Genomic DNA, 25,218 nt, shown 5'->3' on the forward strand with positions numbered 1-25,218 from the left:
AATCCGCTCCTATTCTACCTCAATATTATTTGTTGAATAAAGACTTCAATCTTTCTACTAACTTCCATGATCTTGATGAATATATCTTTAATAATTCTGCACTTAGTTCATCTTGCTTTATAGAAAGTAAATGGTTCTTTTCTTGTTCTTTAGTCAATTTATCTTTAAGAATATTCTTTTCATCTTCAAGTGCATTTGTACAATCTTTCAATGCATTTATACGATCATCTTGATTATTTCTTAGCTCTTTTAACTCAATTAGTTGATCGTTCATTTCAAGGTTTGTCTTGCTTGTTGCATTACACTCTTGTAGATACCTATCCGCAATGTTCAATGCACTCTTTAATTCACTGACTAACATTAAATCCTTTACAGCGATACATTCAAATTCTAAGTATTTAATCTTTGTCATTTCCAATAAATTGAAAATAACAAATGGATCATCATTTTCAAATATGAAAATTTCATTATGCACATCCATTACATAATTGCCCTGCAACATCATATCGCATAAGTAATTATTAACTTTTATGTTGCATATTTTATAGACACCTGAATACATGGATGGATCTATTCTTAATGATGTAATATCACTAAATTCTGATAGATTAAAATAATAGTTATTTCTATCACTGTCATTTAACACTCGAAGGCTTTTTTCTTCACTGAAACCACTTCCAGTATCCACATATAATTGTAATTCATCAGATACCTTTTTGGGACCATCCAAAATACTTCCCTTTAGTTCCTGAAATTCCAATTTAAACTCTGAAATTAGTAGTTTATTGGACTCATTTATAAAGTAATCACGAAGTTTAAAAAATCTTTCTTCTAATTCAGCTAATTTATCGACGACTATTCTTGGAATTTCTTTGTCTTGCCCTATAGTTAATGAATCTAAATTCATTGATTTAGAACCAACAACTATCTTTCTATATGATCGATCGGAATAATCGTATTTAAAGATACTCTCATTATAAAACAAATCGATTTTTTCTCTATAGGGTATCAATTCAGGATTCTTAGCAGCAAAGAAATGAATTCCCATTATTTTTTCCCAAATGTTTATATCACCATGCGAAATCACATTATATTCATTTCCTTTTTCGGATAAATATGCCTTAAGCGAATTCAACACAGGTAACCCATTATCTGAGTGTTCCTTTAGCCAAACGAAACTCTCATTGAACATACCGGTATATAGCGTATCTAATCTATTTTCAGCCGCTTTAACTTCTTCTGAATAAAAAGGTGCTGTTATAATAAAGAATTGAGAGCTAACTCTACTCAGTTCATCGACGAAGTCATTCCTCTTATTGGGGGGGATATGCTCAAACACATCCAATGCAACAACAATATCATATGCGTCATCCTCGAACTCCATTTGAGTAGCATCACCTAATATATATTTAGGATTTAATTGCAGCTCTTTAGGAAGACTTATATCTAAATAAGTAATCAAGTCAGAGGGGAGAAATCCTTCTAAATTCTGATGTTCGTTTGCTCCAACTTCTAATATTCTGAAAGTTTGATTTTGGCTTCTCAAGTTATTAATTATCTTTTGTACATTATTATATCTCTGGAATTGATCAAACGGGATTTGATTCATTTCAACACTTCCCATCTATGTGTCATGTATACAATACCTTCAGAAAAATACTTATTAGAAACGCTAAAACCAATTACCTCCTGTTTATACTCTAAGCAGACTAAACCTTCATTATTAAAAAGACCAACATCAACACAGAAACTGCCTCCAAGTAAAGGTACTTCAGGGATAATATAACTCACAGTATGCCTTCCAGCTGTATTGGGTATATCCACCTTCTCTAGGTGAGTATTAGGACCAAATATATATTCTCTTTTAGGAGTATATATAGCTACTCCCAAAAGCAAATCATCTATTGAGTCAAGATATACTTCATAATCAATTTTAATTTCTAAGGTTTCAAATGTTTTGAAGTTTTCTTTATTTATGCATACATTAGTGATTAAAGCTAAAATATCTGGGTTTGCAGGTCGTACAAATTCTTCAATTTGCTCGTCTCCACTCCCTGTAACCATTTCTCCTACGTCAAGTCCGCTTCCGATTCCATTTTTCATAAAATCTTCATATAAATCAACGATTTGGCTTGATTCACCAATTGCTTCGAGTTCCCCTTGCTTTAACCATACCGCCTTGTTGCAAAAACGTTTAACTTGTTCTGGAGCATGCGAAACAAATAAAATCGTTGTCCCTTGGCTCTTTAACTCTTTCATCTTTTCAATACATTTAGTCTGAAATCTAATATCCCCCACAGCTAATGCCTCATCTACAATTAGTATATCTGGTTCCACATTGATTGAAACTGCAAAGGCGAGTCGTGCAAACATTCCGCTTGAATAGACCTTAACCGGTTGGTCAATAAAAGTTCCAATATCAGCAAAGGCTATAATATTATCTATTCTATCCTCCATTTGTTCTCTACTGTATCCCATCATAAGGCCATTTAGATAAATATTAGCTCTTCCAGTATACTCCGGGTTAAATCCGGCACCTAACTCTAGTATAGCTGATATTTTGCCATTCACTTCTATCTTGCCCTTAGTTGGTGTTAAAACTCCAGTAATCATTTTCAAAAGTGTCGATTTGCCTGATCCGTTTGTACCCAAAATGCCAATAGCATCTCCTTTATTTATAGAAAAAGAGATGTCATCAAGAGCTTTGAACTCTTCGTGATAATTTTTATCTGCCATAGATAAAGATTCTTTCAAACGATCTATAGGTTTAGCGTATAACTTGTATGATTTAGTAACATTTTGTATATCAATAATTTTTTCCATTTTCCACACTCCCTATAGAACATCTGAGAAATGAGGTTTAAGTTTTTCAAAAAGCTTAAATCCCAATGTAAAGCTAAGCAAACAAAAAAGCCAGAAATAGCTTGTCTGATACGGACGATCATAAAACATAATTTGATCTATAAAAGTATCTCGATAGCCTTGTACTATATAATACATGGGGTTAAGCTTAAATACTTTAGCCCAAGTTTCTGATAACATAGATACTGACCAGCCAATCGGAGTAAACCAGAAGCCTATTTGGACGATAACAGCAATTATTTGATTTAGATCTTTGAAAAAAAGAACTACCGCCGATGTCAAGAAAGTTATACCGGTAACTAGTATTAGCATGGAGACAAAATAATAGATAATTTGGATGTTATATAAATTAGGAAGATAACCATAGAATCCATAGACAATAAATATAAAAAGAACAAAAAAGATCTGAACAAAACCAGCAGATAATATCTTAACAAATGGAAGTAGTTCAATTTTAAAAACTACTTTTTTAACTAAATAACTATATTCAGAAAATACATTGGTTGCACCAGTCAACGCCTCTGAAAAGAAGAACCACGGGATTATCCCCGCGATAAACCAGATAATAAAAGGGACATTACCTACATCGCCACTTCTGAGTCCAACCTGAAATACAAACCAATAAGTAACTATCGTAATTAGTGGCTGTATAAACCCCCACATTACTCCTAGATAAGAAGAAGCATATCTTGTTTTAAAGTCATTTTTAGCTAGGTTCAGAACTAAATCTTTGCTTTTTATTAGTTCCCGAACAAAACCGAATGAATGTCTCATCCTTTTCATAATAAAATAAAATGATAATCCAACTAACACACTAACAAGTATATTGAATAAAACATAGTACAAATTATATCCTTCATAGGAAGAGGTGATATATGGAAGTGTAAAAAAATACAGAAATGGATCTGTACCTGTAGTATTCATAATCAACAAGTTATCATTAGATTTAGTAATATCTATCTGATTTAAGCTTAGTTCTAATTCTTTTAAGTTGACTTTCGTATCATTAATTGCACCAAAATGCATATTTCTCAAAGCAATTTCCGCTGTATTGTTTTTCCCCATATCCAACCGAAGATAACTGTAATTTCTAGGTAAATCAAAACGAATAGTCTGCCATGATCCAGGTGTATTATAGTTCTTAGTTTCCGAATCAACTTCTTTCCATCCTTCACTCTTAGAAGAAAAGAAAAGCTGATACTCATCTGCAATCTTTGATTTAACATCTAGCTGAATATAAACTCTAGCATTTGATTTTTGATAGGCATTAAATACATAAAAAGTGCCGCACATAATTAAGAGAGAACCAATAACAATCATTAAGCGTTTAACATACCTCATCAACCTACTACTCCTCACATCAATAAGCAGCAAATAAAACAACCTATTTGCTTTGCCTCATTGTTTACATTATTAAAGTTTATTGAAACCAATACTTATGCTAAAATATCCTCGTACCTACAGATAAAGGAGATTAAAAACGTGTCGAAACCAGTATACGGTAAATATGCGGTTCAGTCGAGAAATGTTGAAAAGATATCCAGTTACATATGGGCGTTAGCGATAGGGTTCATTGTTTTTTTGGCCTGGACCCCTTTTCAAGTGGGATTATTTAATGGACAGCAGATTGACTTTGAGAAGCCAATTTATATGTCCTCGCTGCTTAGCAGCCTGTTGCTGCTGGTGTGGATAGGCCTATACTTCACCAAGTTCAGGCTGGAGGGACTGCGTGATGTGCTTGCCGTGGCCTCGTTGTTATTACCTGCTACCTACGCATTGTCGCTTATTGGCGCTGCTTCGCATTATATGGCGATGAACCTGCTGTTTGTACAGAGCATGTATGTCGCAATATTCATTATAGCGTTATATTTGCTCCAGCAAAAGCAACTAAATGTTGTCATTCAAAATGCTATTCTGGCTATTGCTTATTTCATCGTCGGTTTCGGTCTGCTGAACTGGCTTGGCAGTTCGAAATTCGCCGGGAGCCTGGTAGGCTGGTTCTCCAATACGGTGCGTGGTGATAAATATTTGGATGCAGTCATGGCGGACTCTAACGGGCTGCGTCTGACCTCCATTTTCCAGTATGCCAATACTTATGCAGCCTTCCTCATGGCCTTCCTGTTCGTAGCGGTGTATGCCCTGGTCCGCTCCAAAAAGTGGTACGGCACGCTGACACACAGCTTCATGCTGGTGCCGATTATTGTATCTCTCCTGCTGACCTTGTCCCGTGGGGGACTTGTCATGCTGCCTGTAGTGTTCATCCTGCTCCTGCTGTTCCTGAAGCCTGCACAGCAGATTCTCTGGATTATTCATCTGGCAATATCCGGACTTGCAGCTCTGTTGGTTACTAATCCGCTGACAACACTCGGCACAGAACTGAACACGGCGTTTAACTCATCGGCTGCGCTTAAGGCGTGGGCTTACCTGCTTGGAGCCTCAGCGGTGGTGGCAGCTCTGGGCTGGGTGATTCAACGTTATATGGCTCCTTGGCTGCAGGACAAGCTGAGTAGCTCGGAAACCCGTAAATTCACGGGTCTTTGGATTCCACTTGGCTCAGTTATAGCTGTGGCTATCATTGCTTTCCTGCTGATCGGGACAGGCTTGAAAAGTATTTTACCGGATAATATCGAGACGCGCCTGGAGAACATTAACTTCAAACAGCATAGTGTACTCGAACGCTTTACTTTCTATAAAGATGCTATGAAGGTAGTTAAGGATTATCCGATTCTCGGATCAGGTGGGGGTGGCTGGTCTGCATTATATGAAGAGTATCAGAACAACCCTTATGTGAGCCGCCAAGTTCATAACTTCTTCCTTCAGTACTTGATCGAAGTCGGGATTGTCGGGTTCATTGTATTTATGGGCTTCATCGGATTTATTTTCTACAAATACATCCGTTCCTACCTGAAGCGTGACAAGGATGAGTTCAATAACGGGTTCTTCTTCTACATTATTGCGCTGTCTATCCTTGTACACAGTCTGCTGGACTTTAATATGAGTTACGCGTTCATGGGTATTCTGGTGTTCATCGGTTTGGCTGGTATGGGCGCTGAAATGGATAACAAACCGCTCCGTCAGAGCTGGAATAAAGCCGGCATTCGGATGGGATACTTGGCTGTTCTGACCATCGGGACGATATTCCTGCTGTTCCTGTCGATCAACTACATCGGGTCCAGCGATGCTGCTCTCAAGGGTAAAAATTTAGTTTCGGTTAGTACTTCCTATGAGGAGATCAAAACTCCTTTGGTCAAAGCATTAGATGCCCGTCCATACCATCCAGAAGCAGCATTATACTTGTCCACTCTTGACATGCAGGTATTCAAGCAAATTCAAGATGAGCAGTATCTGTCTGAAGCATCCAATGTGTTGACGCGCGCTCTGAAAGATGAGCCTTACAACAAAAATCTATTGGCTCAAATGGCCAGCTATTACGATCTGAAGGGCCAACCTGACATGGCATTGGCAGTATACAGTGACAATGCCTACAAGTTCAACTGGGATATCACTTGGTATGAGTCATTGATTAACCGTGCTCAGATACTTGCTGCGGCAGCTAATGATCAGAAGGATGCGGCCAAGAAACAAGAATACCTCACCGTCGGACTGGATGCGTATAAGCATGTTGTAGATGGCATAGAGCATTTGAAGACCTTGCCTCCTGAGCAGTTGCAGGGCCGTCCGTTCTCGGTTACCCCTGCCATTGCATTAAATGTGGGTAAGCTACAGATCATCTCAGGACAAAATGATGTAGCTACCGCTACGTTGAAGCTTGGTTTAAGTGACGACTACAGTGATACTACTAACCGCGAGGTAGCCCGCTGGTACTTGGCGGCACAGAAGAAAGCAGGAGCAGCAGTCGATCAGCCAGTCTATGACAAGCTGGTCGCCGCTGATCCGGCTGAGGCCGCAGCCATTGAGGCTATTGTGAATACGCAGTACTGATCGCAATAACAGAATAGATACACAAAAAAGCGGCTTACTGTCTGAGTACAGTGGGCCGCTTTTTTATGATGATATAAGGAAGAGTGGATACGAATGCGAATGCGTATGAAAATGAGCAATAGTATACTTATCTGCTAAACAGTCTCTCTTCGTCCTCGATAACCTGCTTCAAATACTCCAACAGCCCTTCCTTAAGCTCTTCATGCTGAAGTGCGTAGTGGATGCTGGTCTGGATAAAACCCATCTTCTCGCCGACGTCATGCCTTCTGCCTTCGAAGTCATAAGCAATAATCCGCTCTACTTCACTTAAACGGGAAATCGCATCTGTAAGCTGAATCTCGCCGCCTACACCTACCTGCTGCTCGCCAAGCATATCGAAGATACGCGGAGTCAGGATATACCGTCCCAGGATCGCCAGGTTAGATGGAGCCTCCTCACGCTTTGGTTTTTCTACAAGCCGGTTGGCTCTGTAGACACGTTCTGCTATTTCAGAACTGTCCACTACCCCGTAGCGAGACACCTCTTCCCAAGGCACAGGCTGTACACCAACAATGGAGGATCTGTATTGATCGTATACTTCGATCATCTGCTTCAGGCAGGGCTTGTTCGACTCCACGATGTCATCCCCCAGCAGAACAGCAAAGGGCTCGTTACCGATGAACTTCCTTGCACACCAGATAGCATGTCCGAGGCCGCGCGGTTCTTTTTGGCGGATGTAGTGAATGTCTGCCATTTCTGAAGATTTGCGTACCGACTCCAGCAGCTCCCACTTCTGCTTCTCTGCCAGATTGAATTCCAGTTCGAATGAATTATCGAAATGGTCTTCGATTGCGCGCTTACCTTTACCTGTCACAATAATAATATCTTCGATCCCGGAAGCAACCGCCTCTTCAACAATATATTGAATCGTTGGTTTGTCTACAATGGGCAGCATTTCTTTGGGCATCGCTTTGGTCGCGGGCAGGAAGCGGGTTCCCAGACCGGCAGCGGGAATAATCGCTTTACGGATCTTCATCTCATAGCTCCTTTAACAGATATACTCATAATCTCAATTATAACAGTTCCTGCTGATTTTGGGCAGTGTACTAAGGCAGGGACAAACAGGGACGAAGCGCTCTGGGTGAACACCTGACGTTGACGGTCTCATTGGATGTTGATATAACAGCACTATAACAAGTATTTTGTAGAGGAGGATAGCCATGTTAGACCTTTCCAGTCCGGTGTGGCAACAGCTTCACGGCCCTTTTGGCTCGTCGGAAGCGGTCCCTAGCTTGCTGCAACAGTTGCAGGAGGACTACACCGCAGAGGTTAAGGATGAGCTGTACTGGGAGCATCTGTTCCATCAGGACACGATTTATAGCATCACTTTTGCTGCATTGCCATATTTAGTGCAGCTTGCCAGGCAGTCGGATGATCCCGAAGTTCGAATGGATATCTACGTGACCTGCGGGATCTTTGTGGCGAATCAGTTGACAGTGCAAAGTGGACAACTTCCTGCTGAATTCGCTCACCAGAACCCGCCGCTTGCTGAGGCGCTTGTCCAAGAGATTTATACGGCCTACCTTACCGCTGTAGATTATCTGGGCAAGCTGTCAGAAGAGATCTTCCGCTATGCGAGAGCAGCTCATAAGGATGACCAAGAGAAGCGATACATTCTCGCTGCGGATGCTGCTTACCGGGGAGATCAGGCAGTTGCAGGTATATTGTTGACCTATTCGGAAGGCGATGAGTACAACGCCGCTTGCCCAAGCTGCTATGAAGAAATGTATATCTGGCCGAATGAGAACAGCCCCCGTATGACTGCTTATTCAGACGACCCGGTATTCAATGGCAGGGAGAATGGTCAAGCTGTTACACCTTCCGCGCTTGGCAGTATCAAGCCCGAAGACAGCCCGTTAGTGCGCCTGTGGCAAGCAGCCCATACCATCAAGAACGGTCAGCTGCTGGAGCAATTGCCTTATCTCTGCGGTCATGTGTCCTGTCCAGCCTGTGGTGAAGCTCTGGACATCTGGCCAGAGCTGTTCCCGTTGTGAGAGCTGGATCTGGGTAAAAGTATTGACTGGATAGAGTGAGGGATCTAAAAATAGGCCCGGGAGAACTTCGGGAGCCATCCGAATGGATGGTCCCGGCTTCGCCCGGGCCTATTATGCTTTTAATATCATTTACTTCGCATTCACCAGTTGTCCGCGCGTAACGCCAAGCTGGTTAGTGGCCTTCAGGCTTTTCCAAACCTGGGTGCCGGAGATTTCGCCACGCAGTGCACGGCTGTAGAGGCTGATAACCTCTGCTACCTGCTCTGGAGTCTCCTCCAGAAATTCTACACGGAAAGAAGCTACGCCTAGCTCACGGAAGTTATTGAGGTATTCAGCACCCGACTGCTCCACCGCGTTATAAACCGTGTTGCGGCAGCCTTCGTCCACTCGGACGGGATGGGACATGCCAATCCGGTCCTGCAGCGAGGCCCGCTGCTCCTCACAAGGACGGCCACAGTTGGTGTAGTCTGTGCCTTCACTCATGAACGTACAGTAGACGCAGTGTTCTGTATGGAACATCGGCAGATGCTGGTGGATGACAACCTCCATGCGGGAGGTGTCGCTGTGCCCGAGCAGATCAACCATCTGCTGAATGTTCAGGTCATACGACGGTGTCACCATGTCACAGCCGGCATCCAGGAACAGATCCACAGCTCTGTGATTGGCGATATTCAGCGAGAAATCACCGATCAGCCGGGGATGCGCAGCCTCCGGATGCTCCATGCGGTGGCGCAGGTAATAATACAGCGCGCCGGTGTTCCGCACCAGCACAGCATCCGGCTGCAGCCGCAGGATGTTGGCATGGTAGCCGTTCTCGTTCGGCATATGGATGCGCGGGGTGGCCAGCGCAATGCTGGCCCCTGCAGCCCGCACAGCGTCTACTGCCGCCGGGAACTGCTTGATGAACTCGAAATCGGCGTATATATTCGTTACGCCGGCTTCGAGCGCAGCCTGTACCTGCGGCAGGCTGCGGCACAGCGCGGTGAGCTCCGCATCACCGCTGCCCGCCCCCGCCCCATCTCCTGCGGCGATGGGGCCCGCTGCGGCGCCCCTGCGGGAGGCGCCGCCGTAGACCTCGACCTCCCGTTTCACATACACGGGAGGCTTAGGGCGCTCGCCCGCAAGCAGCTCCACCGCCTGGCGGCGGATGCTGTTCAGCTCGCGCATGGGCACGATCACATCGCCTTGCAGATGCGACTCCAGCGCTTCAAGCTGGAACAAGGTCCCGCCCAGGCGGCCGAATTGTTCTTCCAGCAGCGCGGTATCCATCGGACGCTTCTGCGCTGTCTCCAGCGCGAGCTCCGAATCCACACGGACAGTGACGTTCTTCTGAACGTCTGTCCACCAGGTCGTCAGCTTCTCGCCAACGCAGCCCTGCACCCGCACATGAACCGGGAATACCCGGTACGGCTTCTCGGTCTCGTACGACTGCCGCAGCGCCTTGTCGAGCGCCGGGTCGTTCGTCTTCCAGATACGGTCCCCCACATGCAGACGGCGCAGATCTACGTCATTGCGGCCGGGAACGATATCAATAATCCAGCCCTCCCCGGCTTCGCCTTCCAGCTTGACGCCCTTGCGGCGCAGATCATAGACGCGGCCGCCTTCTTCCTTCTTCGTCGGATCTCCAGCGTCGAACACAATGCCGTCTCCGCGCTTAAGCGGAGCATGAATGCGGCAGACCACCCCATCGCGCAGGATCTGTTCCACGGTGCCCAGGTACACCCCGCGGCTTTTCGGGAAGGTGCCATCGACTAACTTCTTATTATTAGTGCCTTCAAGGAAACCGTTCGTGAATCCTCGTGAGAAGCTCTGTTGCAGCTCTCGCATATCCTCCTTCGAGGTAGGCGTCCAGTTACCTTCAAAATACTTATCGATCGCCTTACGGTACTTACTGACCACATTAGCGACATACTCCGGGGTTTTGAGCCGGCCTTCGATTTTAAACGAAGTCACCCCAGCTTCAATCAACTCCGGCATCAGGTCGATGGCAGCAAGATCCTTAGGAGACAGCAGGTAAGTCACATCGCCCATCGGCTTCACTTCACCGTCAATCATCAGATCATACGGCAGACGGCAGGCCTGAGCGCATTCCCCGCGGTTCGCCGAACGTCCCCCCCACATTTCGGAGGTCAGACACTGGCCCGAATAGGAGACACACAGCGCACCATGCACGAATACCTCCATCGGCAGGCGGGCTTGCTCGCCAATCGTGCGGATCTGCTTCAGATTATTTTCACGGCCGAGGACAACACGTTCCAGCCCCCATGGCTTCGTGAATTCCACCGCTTCCGGCGAGGTGATCGTCATCTGTGTAGAACCGTGAATCGGGAAGTCCGGCGAGATCTCGCGGATCATCTGCACCAGCCCCAGGTCCTGAACAATAACGGCATCCACACCCGCATCCACGCAGGCATCAATCAGTCCCTTGGCATCCGGCAGCTCATTCTCGAACACTAGTATATTAAAGGTCAGGAACCCCTTCACTCCATAGCTGTGCAGAAACGCCATAATCTCCGGCAGCTCGTCCATCCGGAAGTTGTTCGCTCTGGCCCGTGCATTGAATTTCTCTACGCCAAAAAAGACAGCATCCGCCCCGTTCGCCACCGCTGCACGCATGCAGTCCCAATCTCCCGCCGGAGCCAGCAGCTCTACGTCTTCTCTGCGTATTCCTTGCTCTTTCATTTATATCCTCCCAAACCGCCTGTTCGGCGGGTCATTTACAGCTTTTTAACTTATTAATTGTATCAAATATCACAGTTCTCTGCCAGTATAATAGACAAATGAAGAAGAACCAGCGTAAAATATGAATAGAAAAGAATAAATACGTAAATGATCTCGTCGTTCCCAAAATTTATATGCAGCAAAAGGAGAGTTGAAACAGTTATGAAAGGCATAATTCTTGCGGGAGGAAGCGGTACCCGGCTATACCCTCTCACAATGGTAACCAGCAAACAATTACTGCCGGTCTATGATAAACCCATGATTTATTATCCTCTGTCCACATTAATGCTGGCGGGCATCCGAGAAATTCTTATCATCTCTACCGCTGAGGATACCCCCCGGTTTGAGCATTTGCTCGGCGATGGCTCCCAATTCGGAATATCACTGCAGTATATCGTCCAGCCGAGTCCGGATGGACTGGCACAAGCCTTCATTCTCGGCGAATCGTTCATTGGGGAAGACTCCGTAGCTATGGTTCTCGGAGATAATATATATTACGGCAACGGCATGACTAAGATGTTGAAGCAAGCTGCCGATAAAACAAGCGGCGCGACTGTATTTGGCTACCATGTTCCCGATCCCGAACGTTTTGGTGTGGTGGAATTTGACGAAGACGGCAAGGTCCTCAGCATCGAAGAGAAACCGGAGCATCCAAAATCCAATTATGCGGTTACCGGCCTTTATTTCTATGACAACCGGGTAATATCTATCGCTAAGGATGTCAAGCCATCGCACCGTGGCGAGCTGGAAATCACTTCGATTAATGAAGCCTATCTGAAGCTGGGTGAGCTGGATGTTGCTCTGCTTGGACGCGGATTTACTTGGCTCGATACCGGAACCCACCAGAGTCTGGTAGATGCCACCAACTTCGTCAGAACGATTGAAGACCATCAAGGGATCAAAATCTCTGCACCCGAAGAAATCGCTTTTATCAATGGCTGGATCACCAAGGAACATCTCCTGGAATGCGGACATAAGCTGAGCAAGACCGGATATGGCCAATATTTAATTAAGGTCGCTACAGGTAAAATCCAATTTTAAACCATAGAAAGAGTGGATACAATGAAGTTTATCAAAACCCATCTGGAAGATGTTCTCGTCGTTGAACCGGCAGTCTTCGGAGACCACCGGGGCTGGTTCATGGAGACCTACAGTGAGGCTAAATTCCATGAACAAGAGCTCCGATATCAGTTCGTTCAAGACAATCAATCCTATTCCGCTGTAAAAGGCACTCTGCGCGGACTTCACTTCCAGCTTAACCCAAAGGCACAGACCAAGCTTGTACGCTGTACACGCGGTTCAATCTTTGATGTAGCTGTGGATATCCGTCAAGGCAGTCCTTCCTACGGCAAGTGGTTTGGCATTGAACTGAATGCCGAGAATAAGAAACAGCTGCTCATCCCCAAAGGTTTCGCCCATGGCTTCATGACACTAACAGAGGATGTCGAAGTGCAGTACAAATGCGATGAGCTGTACGCACCCGAATGTGACGGCGGAATTCTGTGGAATGACCCCGACATTGCCATTGAATGGCCGATCGATGTAATTCCTGTACTGTCTGCTAAAGATGAACAAGCGCCATTATTAAAGGATGTAAAGCATAATTTTGTTTATCAGGCTTAAGTAATAATATTATTCGTTTCTTACAAAAAACCGTCCCAGCTGATTGGTAGCCTGGGACGGTTTTTTTCATATACTCCTTCTCTTCCCCCTACTCCTCCACCCACCCAAACGACCCCAGCACCCGCTCCAGCACCGCCTGCTGGCTCGCCGTGGCATTGGCGGTGTTCAGTGTGACGGTGAGCGTATAGACCACATCGTTGCGGCTGAAGATGATGATCTTCGTGCCCACCGGGATGCTGTTTTTGGTCTGCTCTATTATGAGTATCGTGGCTGGCATACCGGCGAAAGTGGTTTCTGTGATGCTTTTTACCTGCGGGCCCTTAGGATCTTGCTTGGTGTTCTGGTAATAGCTCTGCAGCTGGCTGACGGCATATTCCGGCGTAACCTCGGGGCTGGCATAGAGCTGGAACCGGCCGCCAGTGAAGCGGTATTCCACGCTCTGGCTCTCAAACAGATCCTGAACCGGGCTCCACAGCCGCGGAATATCGAGCTTGTAGCCGTAGGTCTTGGAGGTCTTGGTGACCGACTTCTGGCTGAGCTGTGTATAATCCTCTGACGCCAGGCGTCCGAAGTTACTCTTCGTTTGGGCAAAATCAATATCGATCGAATTCAGCACCTCTGTGAAGCGCGCCTGATCCCCACTCTGCCCTGGCCCGGAAGCCGCAACATATTCAAAATAATAACGGTACCCGTTCTTCAGCAGCAAAATCTGATATTCGGTACTCCACCCGCTGCCCGGATTAAGCCCGATCTCGTTAATCAGCACCGGCTCACCGGAGACCTTGCTTGCTACGCTGTCCTTCAAGGTGTAGGCCTCAGCCACATAGGTGTCACGGAGCTGAGACAGCAGTTCCTGGTTCCAGCTTGCCAGCGTGGAGCCCGCAGGGGCGGAGCTTACTTTTACACGAAGATAACTCCCCTGCTTGCCTGCATAGTAGAGCTGCTGGTCATCTGCACTCCAGTCGGCAGGGACCTTGAGCGCAATCCCGTAGTCATCGTTGTAGCCTTCGCGCAGCCCGTTGCGGATAGTAGAGAGGTCGCGGAGCTTTCCGTCGGATGCGTCAAAAGAGGGCTGGAAAGAATTCAGCAGCGCCGCATGTTTGCCCAGATCCTTATAATTCGCTGCATTGTCATCTGTCAGATAAATCTCATACAGCCTGCCTCCGGCATAATATTGCCTGCCCTCCCAGAGCGCGCCGCTCGAATCCTTGCTCACAGTCCGGGCGTAAGGAACCTTGGCCTTAGACACAGCCTCCCGGTCCAGCACAGTCTCCCCGCCCTCCTCCGAGGAGCGGACCAGATTCTCCAGCAGCCCTTCGGGATCAAGCGGAACGGCAAGCGGCGAAGCATGCACCTCCAGATAATACCCGTTCTCTGCACTCGTAAAAGTCGCTACGCTCTCATTCCCTCCGCTGTCGCCTACCACCAGCCCTGGCGGATAGTTCATGCTCCACTCCAGATAGCTGTTGCCGATCCGGGTTTTGCCGGCGTCACTATCAATCCCGCTCTGCGCTTCAACGCCTACTGCTGCCACCGGTGGAGTTAGCGTAACTAGTACCCCTCCGCCCTCCGCCGGATTTATCCGTGCACCGAGCACTCCAGCCACGAACCTCAGCGGCACCATCAGCACACCGGATACCATCCGCGGGGGCGCGGCGAGCTTGATATTGACGCCATCCTTCCAGGCAGTCGTACTGCCTATCGTCATCGCACCGGTATGCGGCCCGTACATAACCTTCACCACATCATCGCCTTGCAGGGAGACGGTGCTGCCGAAGGCTTTTTTGAAAATCCCCAACGGGACCAGCAGCGTTCCATTCTCCGAAAAAGGCTTCGGAATCGTGACCGGCTTCCCGTTAACCGTTGCAGAAGCACTGCCCGCTTGAAGACTAAGCTGTAGCAATGCCCCCTCCGCCGCCTGGGCCTTTCCCACAGGAAATAGGCTGAGCAGCAACAATAGGACTACAATAACAGACACTCCGCGCCGTAGATGTCCCGCCCTGCTGCCCGGCCCGGCTGTAACTACCGCCTCCTCACTCTGTCGTCTGATCATCGGTCTCCCCCTCCGTCTTAGCGGCGCTCACCAAAGGGTCACCTTGTCCAAGAACAAGGCTTCTGGCCACGATATCGCCGTCACTCTGCATCAGCAGCTTGACCACTGCCCCCGGCTTGTACTGTCTGAATAACTCATTAACATCGACAAGTGAAGTTACCCGGTGTCCGTCTATCGCATAGAGGGCATCTCCTGGCGTGATCCCTGCCTTGCGCGCTTCAGCCGTAAGCACCTTCGTCACCGTCAATGGCTCCTGCCCCGGCAGTCCGACAATCACAGGCCAGCTCTCCTCAAGCTCCACTCCAAGGCTCGGACGCCGGACCTCTCCATATTGGAGCAGCTGATTCATGATGTACTTCACCGTATCTGCGGGAATCGAGAAGCCCATATTTTCCACACCCACTGCTGCGAACTTCATACTGTTGACCCCGAGTACCTCCCCCTTCATATTGACCAGCGGCCCTCCGCTGTTGCCGGGATTGATCGCCGTATCGCTCTGGATCAGCCGGTAAGCCGCATCCACCGAACGGTTGAGACCGCTGATTACGCCTACAGTAGCCGAATTTCTCAAGGAAAAAGAGATCGGCGTACCAATCGCTATAACTTTTTCGCCTACCTGAAGCTTGGTGACGCTGCCTGCGAAGGTTGCAGGCTTTAAGGCTTTGGCTTTGATTTTGACCAATGCAAGATCACTGAATTCGTCCGAGTATGTATCTGTGATGTTATAGCTCGTCCCGTCTGAGGTGACCACTACTGCCTTCTCCAGCCCTGCCATCACATGGGCATTGGTAATGATCCATCCGTCAGCCCTGACGATAATCCCGGAGCCGTGAGTCAGATTGTAGCGGTCATCCGGCCCGCCGGTTTCTCCGCCCGCTTTGCCGATAATGCCGACTACAGACGGCGAGACACTGCTTATGATTTGCGGAACCGGATCTGCTGCTGCGGGCTGGCTCCATTGTCCCTTACTCTCCTTTTGCACAATACCTGCTTGTCCGGCCTTCATTACGTTGACAGCCGGGCTTCTCTCAGCCGCTAATGCTCCTGCCTCTCCGTAGCCCACCCCATGAACAACACCGGCTGGACCTATGAATCCCGACAATGATATCAGCAGAATACCCGGCAGTACCACCTTGCCTCGGGCAATCCCGCTCCTCCCCATCCCCATGCTCTCCCCTTCTTTCCTGCGCGCGAAGCATATGAATTCTTATCTTCAAAAAAAGACGCCTTTAGGATCGCCGCTGGCGGTAAAGGTGTCTTTAAGATGAGCTTGCATCTGAGGTTATGTGTGCCTTACTCTAGCTAAACCAGTTGATAATCATTGCATAATCGGATACCACAAACACCAGCAGACTTACCACTGCAAAACCGATAGCAAATTTGTTCTTCTGTGGAGCTCTAAGCAGCCGGACCACACCGATAAGTATCAGGATCGTGAATACAATCATAAACGCATCGAAGGTATGAAATTTAGACGGTTCTTGCGCGGCAGCTTCTGCAAGCAGCATGGCAATCCCTCCCTGAGAGTGTTGTCAAGCAAGTTTCTCTAATCCATATCACCTTCTATGTTATCGTTACCATTTCCGTCACGCAATAGAAATATTTTAAAAACGGTGTATTTGTCACAAAAAATATCCCTTATGACTAAAACGCACCTCGAATTAGCGATATTTATCATTGGCCGTCGTTGTTTTATTCATTTTTCAAGGAGCCAATCCACTTCAAACCAGCCTACAGCTGCTGCTATCCATTCAACGTAAAAGCTTCTCATTGAATCTTACGGCGGACATGCTGTAAATATGCCTATACTGCTTGTCTACTGTCCGTTTAATTTTCTTATAATATAGTGTTACAATCAATCCTGAATTCAGAATATAGGCCAGTAGAAGGAACGGTGATCCCTGCTTGAAATATATCGAATTTGGAATCGGAAACACATGGTGGGTGCGAACAGAGATTGAACAGCCGGATGGCACAGAGGTCGAAGTACAGGGGATCGTCCGGCCAGTCATCTTCCGTTCCTTCTACATCCGAGTCTGGATCGGAAGAACAGTCTGGATTGCGGACTCACAGGAAGGGTTCAAACGGGGAGCTAAAGCTACCAGCCGGTTTAAAATCATCTTTGGCATCCGCAGTGAGTTGTAGCGGGGAGCTGATACTATAAATTGCTGATCGGACAGCATTTCTGTTACGTGTGTTTTTTGCTTACCGCTGGAGTGCAAGTGTGAGGGATATTTAAGTGGAATTAGTACATCAAGTTTGGTGCAACCGTTGCATTTATAACAAATAGTTGGAAAAACAACACTTGTTTAGCCCGATTTTCGCTGAATCCGCAGAGTTCCATGGAGAGAAGTGGAGTTTTTCCAACTACGTTCGTACTCCACGCCATTCCAGCAATATTAAGTGCCTTATTTCCAACTACGTCTACTCTACAAGTTAGAGAATAAGTAAGGGGGCGTTCTGTCTCCCCAAAATGTATGAAACTTGTGAAACCTGCCGCAATAGATTAAAAATACCCCATGCCTCTCCTGTAAGAAGGGACATGGGGTATTAGGGTTATCAGCTACACCGTCTCAGAAGTCTGTAGTTCCATAGCCAACGTACGTTCCGTATCACGGATCAGGACAGGCTTCAGGTAGCGGCCAGTGTAGGATTCCTCAACAGTAATCAGCTTCTCCGGTGTTCCAGTGGCTAGGACCGTACCGCCGCCGCTGCCGCCTTCCGGTCCCATATCGACGATATAATCGGCCGTCTTGATGACATCGAGATTATGCTCGATAACCAGAACCGATTCGCCTGAATCGACCAGACGGTGCAGTACCTCAAGCAGACGGCCGATGTCATCCACATGCAGGCCGGTTGTCGGCTCATCCAGGATATAGAGGGTCTTGCCGGTGCTGCGGCGGTACAGCTCCGAAGCCAGCTTCACACGCTGAGCTTCACCGCCGGACAGGGTGGTTCCCGGCTGGCCGATGTTAATATAACCCAGACCTACATCCAGCAAGGTCTGCATTTTGCGGTGAATCTTCGGAATGTTCTTAAAGAACTCCGTTGCATCCTCCACTGTCATTTCCAGCACATCCGAGATATTTTTGCCTTTATATTTCACTTCCAGCGTCTCGCGGTTATACCGTTTGCCTTTGCAAACTTCACAGGGCACGTAGACATCCGGCAGGAAGTGCATCTCAATCTTGATGATCCCGTCTCCACGGCACGCCTCACAGCGGCCGCCCTTCACATTGAAGCTGAAGCGCCCCTTCTGGAAGCCGCGTACCTTGGCCTCATTCGTCTTGGAGAACAGATCACGGATATCATCGAACACGCCTGTGTACGTAGCCGGATTGGAGCGCGGAGTACGTCCAATAGGGGACTGGTCAATTTCGATGACCTTGTCCAGATTCTCCAGGCCGCGGATTTCTTTGTGCAAGCCTGGGCGAACCTTGACCGCCTTGTTAAGCTGGCGGGCCAGACTCTTGTAGAGAATCTCGTTAATGAGCGAAGATTTGCCTGACCCGGATACGCCGGTTACCGCTGTGAACACACCGAGCGGAATCTTTACATTCACATTCTTCAGATTATTCTCCTTCGCTCCACGGATCTCGATCCAGCGTTCATTATCGGTTGGCCGCCGCTTAGCAGTCACCGGGATGAACTTGCGTCCGCTCAAGTATTCACCGGTCAGGGAACCGGGGTCCTTCATAATCTCCTCCGGGGTCCCTTGGGCAATGATTTGGCCGCCGTGTTTGCCAGCTCCCGGTCCAATGTCGATAATATAGTCAGCCGCCATCATGGTATCCTCATCATGCTCAACAACAATGAGCGTATTGCCGAGGTCACGCATATGGGCCAGTGTAGCAATCAGGCGGTCATTATCCCGCTGATGCAGGCCGATACTTGGCTCATCCAGAATATAGAGGACTCCCATCAGACTGGAGCCGATCTGGGTAGCCAGCCTGATGCGCTGGGCTTCCCCGCCGGATAGAGAACCTGCTGCCCGGCTAAGGGTCAGATAGTTCAGCCCCACATTCACCAGGAAGCCTAGCCGGCTGCTGATTTCCTTGAGGATCAGATTGGCAATCGCTGTTTCTTTCTCACTAAGCTTCAGATCTGCGAAGAAGTCCAGGCAATCCCCAATGGAAAGATCCGTCACATCGGCAACATTCCGCTCATTGATGGTCACCGCCAGAATCTCTTTCTTGAGCCGCTTTCCCTTACACGAATGGCAGGGCTTGGCGCTCATGAAGCCTTCAATAAACTCACGGATACCTTCAGAGGCTGTATCACGGTACCGGCGCTCCAGATTAGGAATTATTCCCTCAAACGCAACGAGAGCGTCTTTGCGCTGGCCGAAGTCGTTCTCATACCGGAAGCGGATCTTCTCGCTGCCCGTTCCGTGCAGCAGCTTGTTCATATGCTCTGGCGACAGGCTGCTGACCGGTACATTCTGCGGTATTTTGAAATGCTCGCATACAGATTTCAGGAACTGTGGATAGTAGTTCGACGTACTGCCTGTCCAGGCCAGGAAAGCTCCTTCTTCAATGGACTTCTCCATATCCGGGATCAGCAGATCGGGATCGACTACCATATTCATCCCCAGCCCGTCACACTCAGGGCAGGCCCCAAATGGGCTGTTGAAGGAGAACATGCGCGGCGCCAGCTCTTCTATGCTGAATCCGCAGACTGGACAAGCAAAGCTGGCACTGAACAACAGCTCTTCCTGGCCCATCACATCAACGAGAATCTGACCGCCGGACAGCTTCAGCGCAGTCTCCAAAGAATCGGTAAGCCGGGTCTCGATATCATCCTTAATCACAATCCGGTCAACAACAACCTCAATCGTATGCTTTTTATTCTTCTCCAGTACAATATCTTCCGTCACTTCGCGCAGTTCACCATCCACACGTACACGGACGAAGCCTTGCTTCGAGATATCTGTGAACAGACCCTTATGCTCACCCTTACGGCCGGAAATGACCGGGGCCAGAATCTGCAGGCGGGTCTTCTCCGGGTATTGCATAATCCGGTCCACCATCTGTTCGACGGTCTGCGAAGTGATCTCTATGCCATGATCCGGACAATGCGGATGGCCAACCCGGGCAAAGAGCAGCCGCAGATAGTCATAGATTTCCGTAACCGTCCCTACCGTGGAACGCGGGTTACGGCTAGTAGTCTTCTGGTCAATCGATATAGCCGGGGAGAGTCCGTCAATAGAATCTACATCCGGCTTCTCCATCTGGCCCAGGAACTGGCGGGCATAGGCAGACAATGACTCCACATACCGGCGTTGTCCCTCGGCGTAGATGGTGTCAAAGGCCAGGGAGGATTTGCCCGAACCGCTCAGCCCCGTTAGCACGACGAAGCGGTCACGCGGAATCGTTACGTCGATGTTCTTGAGATTATGGGCCCTTGCGCCCTTGATTACTATACTTTCATGTGCCAACGGTACCTCTCCTTTAAGGGGAATTTAAAATGGAAAAACATTTTGGGAAAATATTTTCGATCCCTCCCAAACCCTCCCTTCCAAGGGAGGGCCCCAAGGGTTGCACCCTCTGGACACCCGCAAGCTCGGCGGAAGGAATTAGGCGGGTGAACGGACGGCTACTGGGGCAGTGGGCCCGCTAACCCCTACGGGGCCGCTGTACTATTAGAGCAGGTTACGGCTCGCTGCTGCTTGCCGACAACGCTGTCCCTCCGGGATACGCGCCAAGAGCTTAACTGCGGGCTGTTCCTTCGGAATGCGCAAAGGGCTGCAACAACGGGCTGTCCCTTCGGGATACGCGCTAAGAGCTCAACTGCGGGCTATTCCTTCGGAATGCGCAAAGGGCTGCAACAACGGGCTGTCCCTTCGGGATACGCGCTAAGAGCTTAACTGCAGGCTGTTCCTTCGGAATGCGCAAAGGGCTGCAACAGCGGGCTGTCCCTTCGGGATACGCGCTAAGAGCTCAACTGCGGGCTGTTCCTGCGGAATGCGCAAAAGACTTCAACAGCACGCTGTCCCTCCGGGATACGCGCTAAGAGCTCAACTGCGGGCTGTCCCTTCGGGATACGCAAGGGCGTGGCCCCTTTATCTTCAAAAGGAACGGCCTGAATAGCACCGTTCCCTGGATCGTTAACTTCAGCGCCGGGTTACTCTGCCCGCAGTTCAAGCAAGGCATCGCGCAGCTCGGCGGCGCGTTCGAATTGCAGGTTCTTGGCGGCGTCCTTCATCTCGGCCTCCAGGCGCTGCATCAGGCTCTGTTTGTCTTTCTTGTTCAGCTTGCCGCCGACACCGGTGAGGTAATCGGCCTTGGACTCGGCCACCTTGGTCGCCTCGATGATATCGCGGACCTTCTTGTTGATGGTTGTCGGGGTAATCCCGTGCTTCTCATTATGGGCCATTTGAATCTCGCGGCGGCGCTGGGTCTCGCTCATTGCCTTCTCCATGGAATCTGTTATGCGGTCCCCATACAAAATAACACGCCCGTCAGAGTTACGCGCGGCCCGCCCGATCGTCTGGATCAGCGAACGCTCGGAACGGAGGAACCCTTCCTTATCGGCATCCAGGATGGCGACAAGCGAGACCTCTGGCAGGTCAAGACCCTCTCTAAGCAGGTTAATACCGACCAGCACGTGGAAGGTACCCAGACGGAGATCACGCAGGATTGCCATCCGCTCCAGCGTCTTGATATCAGAGTGCATATAACGTACCTTGATGCCAATCTCCTTGAAGTAGTCCGTCAGGTCCTCAGACATCTTCTTCGTTAGGGTGGTAACGAGTACACGTTCATCGCGTTCTACCCGGTCACGGATTTCACTAATCAGATCATCGATCTGTCCTTCGGTAGGACGCACTTCTATAATCGGGTCAAGCAGACCGGTAGGACGGATAATCTGCTGGACCATAGTATCGCAATGCTCCATCTCATAAGGTCCCGGTGTGGCAGACACATATACAATCTGGCTCACCTTATCTTCGAATTCCTCGAACTGCAGCGGACGGTTATCCAGCGCAGACGGCAGGCGGAATCCATGCTCCACCAGGACGGTCTTACGCGCACGGTCACCATTATACATCGCCCGGATCTGCGGAAGCGTAGCATGGGACTCGTCGATCACAATCAGCATATCATCCGGGAAATAGTCCATCAGCGTATAAGGAGTAGCTCCCGGCTCACGGAAGGTAAGCGGACCGGAGTAGTTCTCGATTCCCGAACAAAAGCCGACTTCCTTCATCATCTCGATATCATAACGGGTTCGCTGCTCCAGGCGCTGAGCCTCCAGCAGCTTGCCTGCTCCATTAAGCACAGCCAGCCGCTCCTCAAGCTCACGTTCAATATTAACAAGGGCTACACGCATCGTCTCTTCCTGGGTGACAAAGTGGGACGCAGGGAAGATCGCAATATGATCTCGTTCGCCGATCAGTTCGCCTGTCAGAACGTCTATCTCCGTGATCCGCTCGATCTCGTCTCCGAACAATTCAACCCGGATCGCATGTTCTCCCTGGGATGCCGGGAAGATCTCAACGACATCCCCGCGTACACGGAACGTACCGCGCACAAAATTAATATCGTTACGCTGATACTGGATATCTACAAGCCTGCTCAGAATCTGATTGCGAGGCTTCTCCATCCCTACCCGCAGCGAGAGCAGCAGGCTTCCGTATTCCTTCGGCGAACCGAGACCATAAATACAGGACACACTCGCCACAATAATAACGTCACGGCGTTCGAACAACGAGCTGGTCGCTGAGTGGCGGAGCTTGTCGATTTCTTCATTTATGCTGGAGTCTTTCTCAATGTAGGTATCGGAGGAAGGAATGTACGCCTCTGGCTGGTAGTAGTCGTAGTAACTGACGAAGTAATCAACGGAATTGCTCGGAAAAAATTCTTTGAACTCACTCGCCAGCTGCGCAGCCAGCGTCTTGTTGTGTGCGATGACCAGCGTAGGCCGGTTCAACTTGGAAATTACTTGTGCGATGGTAAAGGTCTTGCCTGTACCCGTCGCTCCCAGCAGCGTCTGGTGCTTCTTGCCCTGCCGGATGCCGTCTACTAACTCTTCTATGGCATGAGGCTGATCGCCCTGGGGTGTATACTCGGACTCCAGTTCAAAAGTCTTCGTACTGACGACAAGTTCACTCATTTGCCCGTCTCCCCTCTATCGTCTAAAATATATGAATATATTATAATTGTAACCAAATAGCTTCCTCCTCCATACCATGCTGAAAAATATGGAAGATAGGAATGCACGTTCCCGTTTATTATACAGCGTTGCCCAGACTGTTGCAAACCATAATATATAGAAATTTAAGGAGCCTGAACTTATGGATTTCACTACAATTATCGGCCTGCTGGCCGGGATTGCCGCTATGATTGGCGGCTTTCTGTGGGAAGGCGGCAGCCTGTCCGGCCTGCTGCAGCCCAATGCTGCCCTGATCGTGTTCGGCGGCACCCTTGCGGCGGTGCTCATCAGCTTCCCGGGGTCCAAGCTCCGCAGCATTCCGGCGGCGCTCCGCCTGGCTTTTGGCCGGCAACGGGATACCAGCCGGGAACAAGCCGAAGAGCTGATTGCCATGGCTGCACTCACGCGGCGCGGCGGTGTTCTCGCCCTGGAGAAACGGGCAGAAGAACATCCCGATCCCTTCACCCGTGAAGGCCTGTTTCTGATTGTCGACGGCAATGACCCGGATCAGGTCCGCCAGATCCTGGAGCTTGGGATGGATGCCAAGGAGCTGAAATATGAAGGCTATGCCAAAATATTCGAAGCCGCCGGCGGCTATGCACCGACCATGGGGATTATCGGCACCGTTATGGGGCTGATCCGGGTACTGAGCAATTTAACGGACCCTTCCAATCTGGGCGCGTCGATTGCCGTAGCTTTTACAGCAACGCTCTATGGCGTAGCCAGCGCCAATCTACTCTTTTTACCCATCGCCTCCAAAATCAAATCCCGCAGCCAAAGTGAGCTGGGCACCATGGAGATGCTGCTCGTCGGCATTCTGTCCCTGCAGAACGGGGATCACCCGCATCTGGTCCGGCAAAAGCTGGCCCCTTTCCTGACAGACGCTCCTAAACGCAGCATCGGCACCAGCCCGGAGGAACCGCTATGAGACAAAGAAACCGCCGGCAGCCCCGTGCCGCCGCCGGCAAGGAGAGCCGGGACCGCTGGATGATTACCTACGCGGATCTGATCACGCTTCTGCTTATTTTCTTCGTGATTCTGTATGCTATGAGCAGCTTGGATTCGCAGAAGTATGCCATTGTCAGCGGCTCCTTATCGGATACCTTCAAGAGCGGAAGTGCAGTGCTGGAAGGCGGAAGCGGCGTGCTGGAAGGCAATCAGGGAATCACCGGGGCTGGCGTTTCGAAGGCTCATAATGAAGACGGTGGAGACGCTGACGCTCCTTCAGCCACAGACTCTGCGGATGCGGATGGGCTGAATGGAACCGGGCAAACAGGAGATGGGGCGGGGCACCAGCCGTCAGCGCGCGAGCTTGCTTTTCGGGAACAGGAAGCGAAGCTGGCTGCTCTTATGGGCGTCATCACGGAGTATGTGGAGGAGAATAACCTTGGGGAACAGATTTTTGTTGCTGATAAGCCGCAGGGCATTGCCATCACGCTGAGTGACCGGTTCCTGTTCGATGCGGGAAAGGCTGAGTTGAAATCCCCTGCCTTCCCTGCACTGCGCCAGCTCTCCGGCCTATTCCGCGGTATCGGCGCTACCATCAGCATCGAAGGCCACACCGACAATGTTCCCGTGACACCAGGATCAGTGTACAAAGACAACTGGGAGTTATCGGGCGCCCGGGCGCTGTCCGTCCTGCGCTTTTTTCTGGACAAAGAGGGGCTGAGCCCTGATACCTTCCAGTACGCAGGTTATGCCGATACCCGGCCTGCTTACGATAATACAACCACTGAGGGAAAGCAGCGGAACCGCCGGGTTGAACTGATTGTGCTGCGCCAGCTTCAGGAGAAGGAGTAAGATACAGACGCAAAAAGACAGACCTCT

At 49.1% G+C, this 25,218-nt stretch carries 17 protein-coding genes; 7 read left to right on the forward strand and 10 right to left on the reverse strand.

Annotated elements, in window-relative coordinates:
- Positions 1–25: 25 nt before the first annotated feature.
- The 3 genes from NYE24_RS16700 to NYE24_RS16710 are packed head-to-tail and all read right to left on the reverse strand — an operon-like array spanning position 26 to position 4,203.
- Positions 26–1,609, reverse strand: a complete 1,584-nt coding sequence (locus tag NYE24_RS16700; RefSeq protein ID WP_342479124.1) for a class I SAM-dependent methyltransferase — start codon at positions 1,607–1,609, stop codon at positions 26–28.
- The gene (locus NYE24_RS16705; RefSeq protein WP_342479125.1) at positions 1,606–2,823 is read right to left on the reverse strand and encodes an ABC transporter ATP-binding protein; all 1,218 of its coding nucleotides are present in this window, start codon (positions 2,821–2,823) and stop codon (positions 1,606–1,608) included. Before NYE24_RS16705 ends, NYE24_RS16700 begins: the two co-directional genes overlap by 4 nt.
- A 12-nt stretch (positions 2,824–2,835) precedes the next feature.
- Positions 2,836–4,203, reverse strand: coding sequence for an ABC transporter permease (locus tag NYE24_RS16710; protein WP_342479126.1), 1,368 nt, complete (start codon positions 4,201–4,203; stop codon positions 2,836–2,838).
- A gap of 141 nt (positions 4,204–4,344) precedes the next feature.
- On the opposite strand from NYE24_RS16710, the gene NYE24_RS16715 reads away from it, so the two are divergent.
- A complete protein-coding gene (locus tag NYE24_RS16715; RefSeq protein ID WP_342479127.1) occupies positions 4,345–6,804 on the forward strand; it encodes an O-antigen ligase family protein in 2,460 nt (819 codons plus the stop codon).
- Positions 6,805–6,931: 127 nt separating this feature from the next.
- Here the strand turns inward: NYE24_RS16715 and galU are convergent, their stop codons facing one another.
- Positions 6,932–7,819, reverse strand: coding sequence for a UTP--glucose-1-phosphate uridylyltransferase GalU (gene galU, locus NYE24_RS16720; protein ID WP_342479128.1), 888 nt, complete (start codon positions 7,817–7,819; stop codon positions 6,932–6,934).
- A 184-nt stretch (positions 7,820–8,003) separates the two neighbouring features.
- Between galU and NYE24_RS16725 the strand changes: the two genes are divergently transcribed.
- Positions 8,004–8,837, forward strand: coding sequence for a hypothetical protein (locus NYE24_RS16725; protein ID WP_342479129.1), 834 nt, complete (start codon positions 8,004–8,006; stop codon positions 8,835–8,837).
- A gap of 129 nt (positions 8,838–8,966) precedes the next feature.
- Here NYE24_RS16725 and NYE24_RS16730 read toward each other — a convergent pair whose 3' ends face one another.
- Complete coding sequence (locus tag NYE24_RS16730; protein WP_342479130.1) at positions 8,967–11,519, reverse strand: DUF3656 domain-containing protein; 2,553 nt, start codon at positions 11,517–11,519, stop codon at positions 8,967–8,969.
- A 201-nt stretch (positions 11,520–11,720) separates the two neighbouring features.
- On the opposite strand from NYE24_RS16730, the gene rfbA reads away from it, so the two are divergent.
- Complete coding sequence (rfbA, locus tag NYE24_RS16735; RefSeq protein ID WP_076161235.1) at positions 11,721–12,599, forward strand: glucose-1-phosphate thymidylyltransferase RfbA; 879 nt, start codon at positions 11,721–11,723, stop codon at positions 12,597–12,599.
- 21 nt (positions 12,600–12,620) lie between these two features.
- Positions 12,621–13,181, forward strand: coding sequence for a dTDP-4-dehydrorhamnose 3,5-epimerase (gene rfbC / locus NYE24_RS16740; protein ID WP_076161238.1), 561 nt, complete (start codon positions 12,621–12,623; stop codon positions 13,179–13,181).
- Positions 13,182–13,269: 88 nt separating this feature from the next.
- On the opposite strand, the gene NYE24_RS16745 is transcribed toward rfbC, so the two are convergent.
- The 3 genes from NYE24_RS16745 to NYE24_RS16755 form a co-directional block, all read right to left on the reverse strand.
- A complete protein-coding gene (locus tag NYE24_RS16745; RefSeq protein WP_342479131.1) occupies positions 13,270–15,234 on the reverse strand; it encodes a stalk domain-containing protein in 1,965 nt (654 codons plus the stop codon).
- Positions 15,215–16,402, reverse strand: coding sequence for a trypsin-like peptidase domain-containing protein (locus NYE24_RS16750; protein WP_235218412.1), 1,188 nt, complete (start codon positions 16,400–16,402; stop codon positions 15,215–15,217). The genes NYE24_RS16745 and NYE24_RS16750 overlap by 20 nt, the downstream gene beginning before the upstream one ends.
- 130 nt (positions 16,403–16,532) lie before the next feature.
- The gene (locus NYE24_RS16755) at positions 16,533–16,742 is read right to left on the reverse strand and encodes a hypothetical protein (protein WP_036694743.1); all 210 of its coding nucleotides are present in this window, start codon (positions 16,740–16,742) and stop codon (positions 16,533–16,535) included.
- Between the two features lie 397 nt (positions 16,743–17,139).
- Between NYE24_RS16755 and NYE24_RS16760 the strand changes: the two genes are divergently transcribed.
- Positions 17,140–17,379, forward strand: a complete 240-nt coding sequence (locus NYE24_RS16760; protein ID WP_342479132.1) for a DUF3977 family protein — start codon at positions 17,140–17,142, stop codon at positions 17,377–17,379.
- Positions 17,380–17,797: 418 nt separating this feature from the next.
- Here the strand turns inward: NYE24_RS16760 and uvrA are convergent, their stop codons facing one another.
- Together uvrA and uvrB are read right to left on the reverse strand one after the other, a co-directional pair.
- Complete coding sequence (gene uvrA / locus NYE24_RS16765) at positions 17,798–20,674, reverse strand: excinuclease ABC subunit UvrA (protein ID WP_036694741.1); 2,877 nt, start codon at positions 20,672–20,674, stop codon at positions 17,798–17,800.
- A 686-nt stretch (positions 20,675–21,360) separates the two neighbouring features.
- Entirely contained in the window at positions 21,361–23,352 is a 1,992-nt protein-coding gene (uvrB, locus tag NYE24_RS16770; RefSeq protein ID WP_342479133.1) for an excinuclease ABC subunit UvrB, read from the reverse strand.
- Positions 23,353–23,533: 181 nt separating this feature from the next.
- On the opposite strand from uvrB, the gene NYE24_RS16775 reads away from it, so the two are divergent.
- Entirely contained in the window at positions 23,534–24,319 is a 786-nt protein-coding gene (locus tag NYE24_RS16775) for a flagellar motor protein (protein ID WP_342479134.1), read from the forward strand.
- Positions 24,316–25,191: a flagellar motor protein MotB gene (locus tag NYE24_RS16780; protein ID WP_342479135.1), complete on the forward strand. Its 876-nt coding sequence runs from the start codon at positions 24,316–24,318 to the stop codon at positions 25,189–25,191. Before NYE24_RS16775 ends, NYE24_RS16780 begins: the two co-directional genes overlap by 4 nt.
- Positions 25,192–25,218: the final 27 nt, after the last annotated feature.

The organism is Paenibacillus sp. FSL H7-0350 (assembly GCF_038593195.1).
Taxonomy (GTDB): Bacteria; Bacillota; Bacilli; order Paenibacillales; family Paenibacillaceae; genus Paenibacillus_AQ.

Excerpts from the sequence above, each read along its gene's own strand:
- uvrB (WP_342479133.1), bottom strand. The coding sequence starts at position 23,352 with ATGAGTGAACTTGTCGTCAGTACGAAGACTTTTGAACTGGAGTCCGAG.
- NYE24_RS16725 (WP_342479129.1), top strand. The coding sequence starts at position 8,004 with ATGTTAGACCTTTCCAGTCCGGTGTGGCAACAGCTTCACGGCCCTTTT.
- NYE24_RS16700 (WP_342479124.1), bottom strand. The coding sequence starts at position 1,609 with ATGAATCAAATCCCGTTTGATCAATTCCAGAGATATAATAATGTACAA.
- NYE24_RS16705 (WP_342479125.1), bottom strand. The coding sequence starts at position 2,823 with ATGGAAAAAATTATTGATATACAAAATGTTACTAAATCATACAAGTTA.
- NYE24_RS16775 (WP_342479134.1), top strand. The coding sequence starts at position 23,534 with ATGGATTTCACTACAATTATCGGCCTGCTGGCCGGGATTGCCGCTATG.
- rfbC (WP_076161238.1), top strand. The coding sequence starts at position 12,621 with ATGAAGTTTATCAAAACCCATCTGGAAGATGTTCTCGTCGTTGAACCG.
- NYE24_RS16750 (WP_235218412.1), bottom strand. The coding sequence starts at position 16,402 with ATGGGGATGGGGAGGAGCGGGATTGCCCGAGGCAAGGTGGTACTGCCG.
- galU (WP_342479128.1), bottom strand. The coding sequence starts at position 7,819 with ATGAAGATCCGTAAAGCGATTATTCCCGCTGCCGGTCTGGGAACCCGC.
- rfbA (WP_076161235.1), top strand. The coding sequence starts at position 11,721 with ATGAAAGGCATAATTCTTGCGGGAGGAAGCGGTACCCGGCTATACCCT.
- NYE24_RS16730 (WP_342479130.1), bottom strand. The coding sequence starts at position 11,519 with ATGAAAGAGCAAGGAATACGCAGAGAAGACGTAGAGCTGCTGGCTCCG.
- NYE24_RS16745 (WP_342479131.1), bottom strand. The coding sequence starts at position 15,234 with ATGATCAGACGACAGAGTGAGGAGGCGGTAGTTACAGCCGGGCCGGGC.
- NYE24_RS16710 (WP_342479126.1), bottom strand. The coding sequence starts at position 4,203 with ATGAGGTATGTTAAACGCTTAATGATTGTTATTGGTTCTCTCTTAATT.
- NYE24_RS16755 (WP_036694743.1), bottom strand. The coding sequence starts at position 16,742 with ATGCTGCTTGCAGAAGCTGCCGCGCAAGAACCGTCTAAATTTCATACC.
- NYE24_RS16780 (WP_342479135.1), top strand. The coding sequence starts at position 24,316 with ATGAGACAAAGAAACCGCCGGCAGCCCCGTGCCGCCGCCGGCAAGGAG.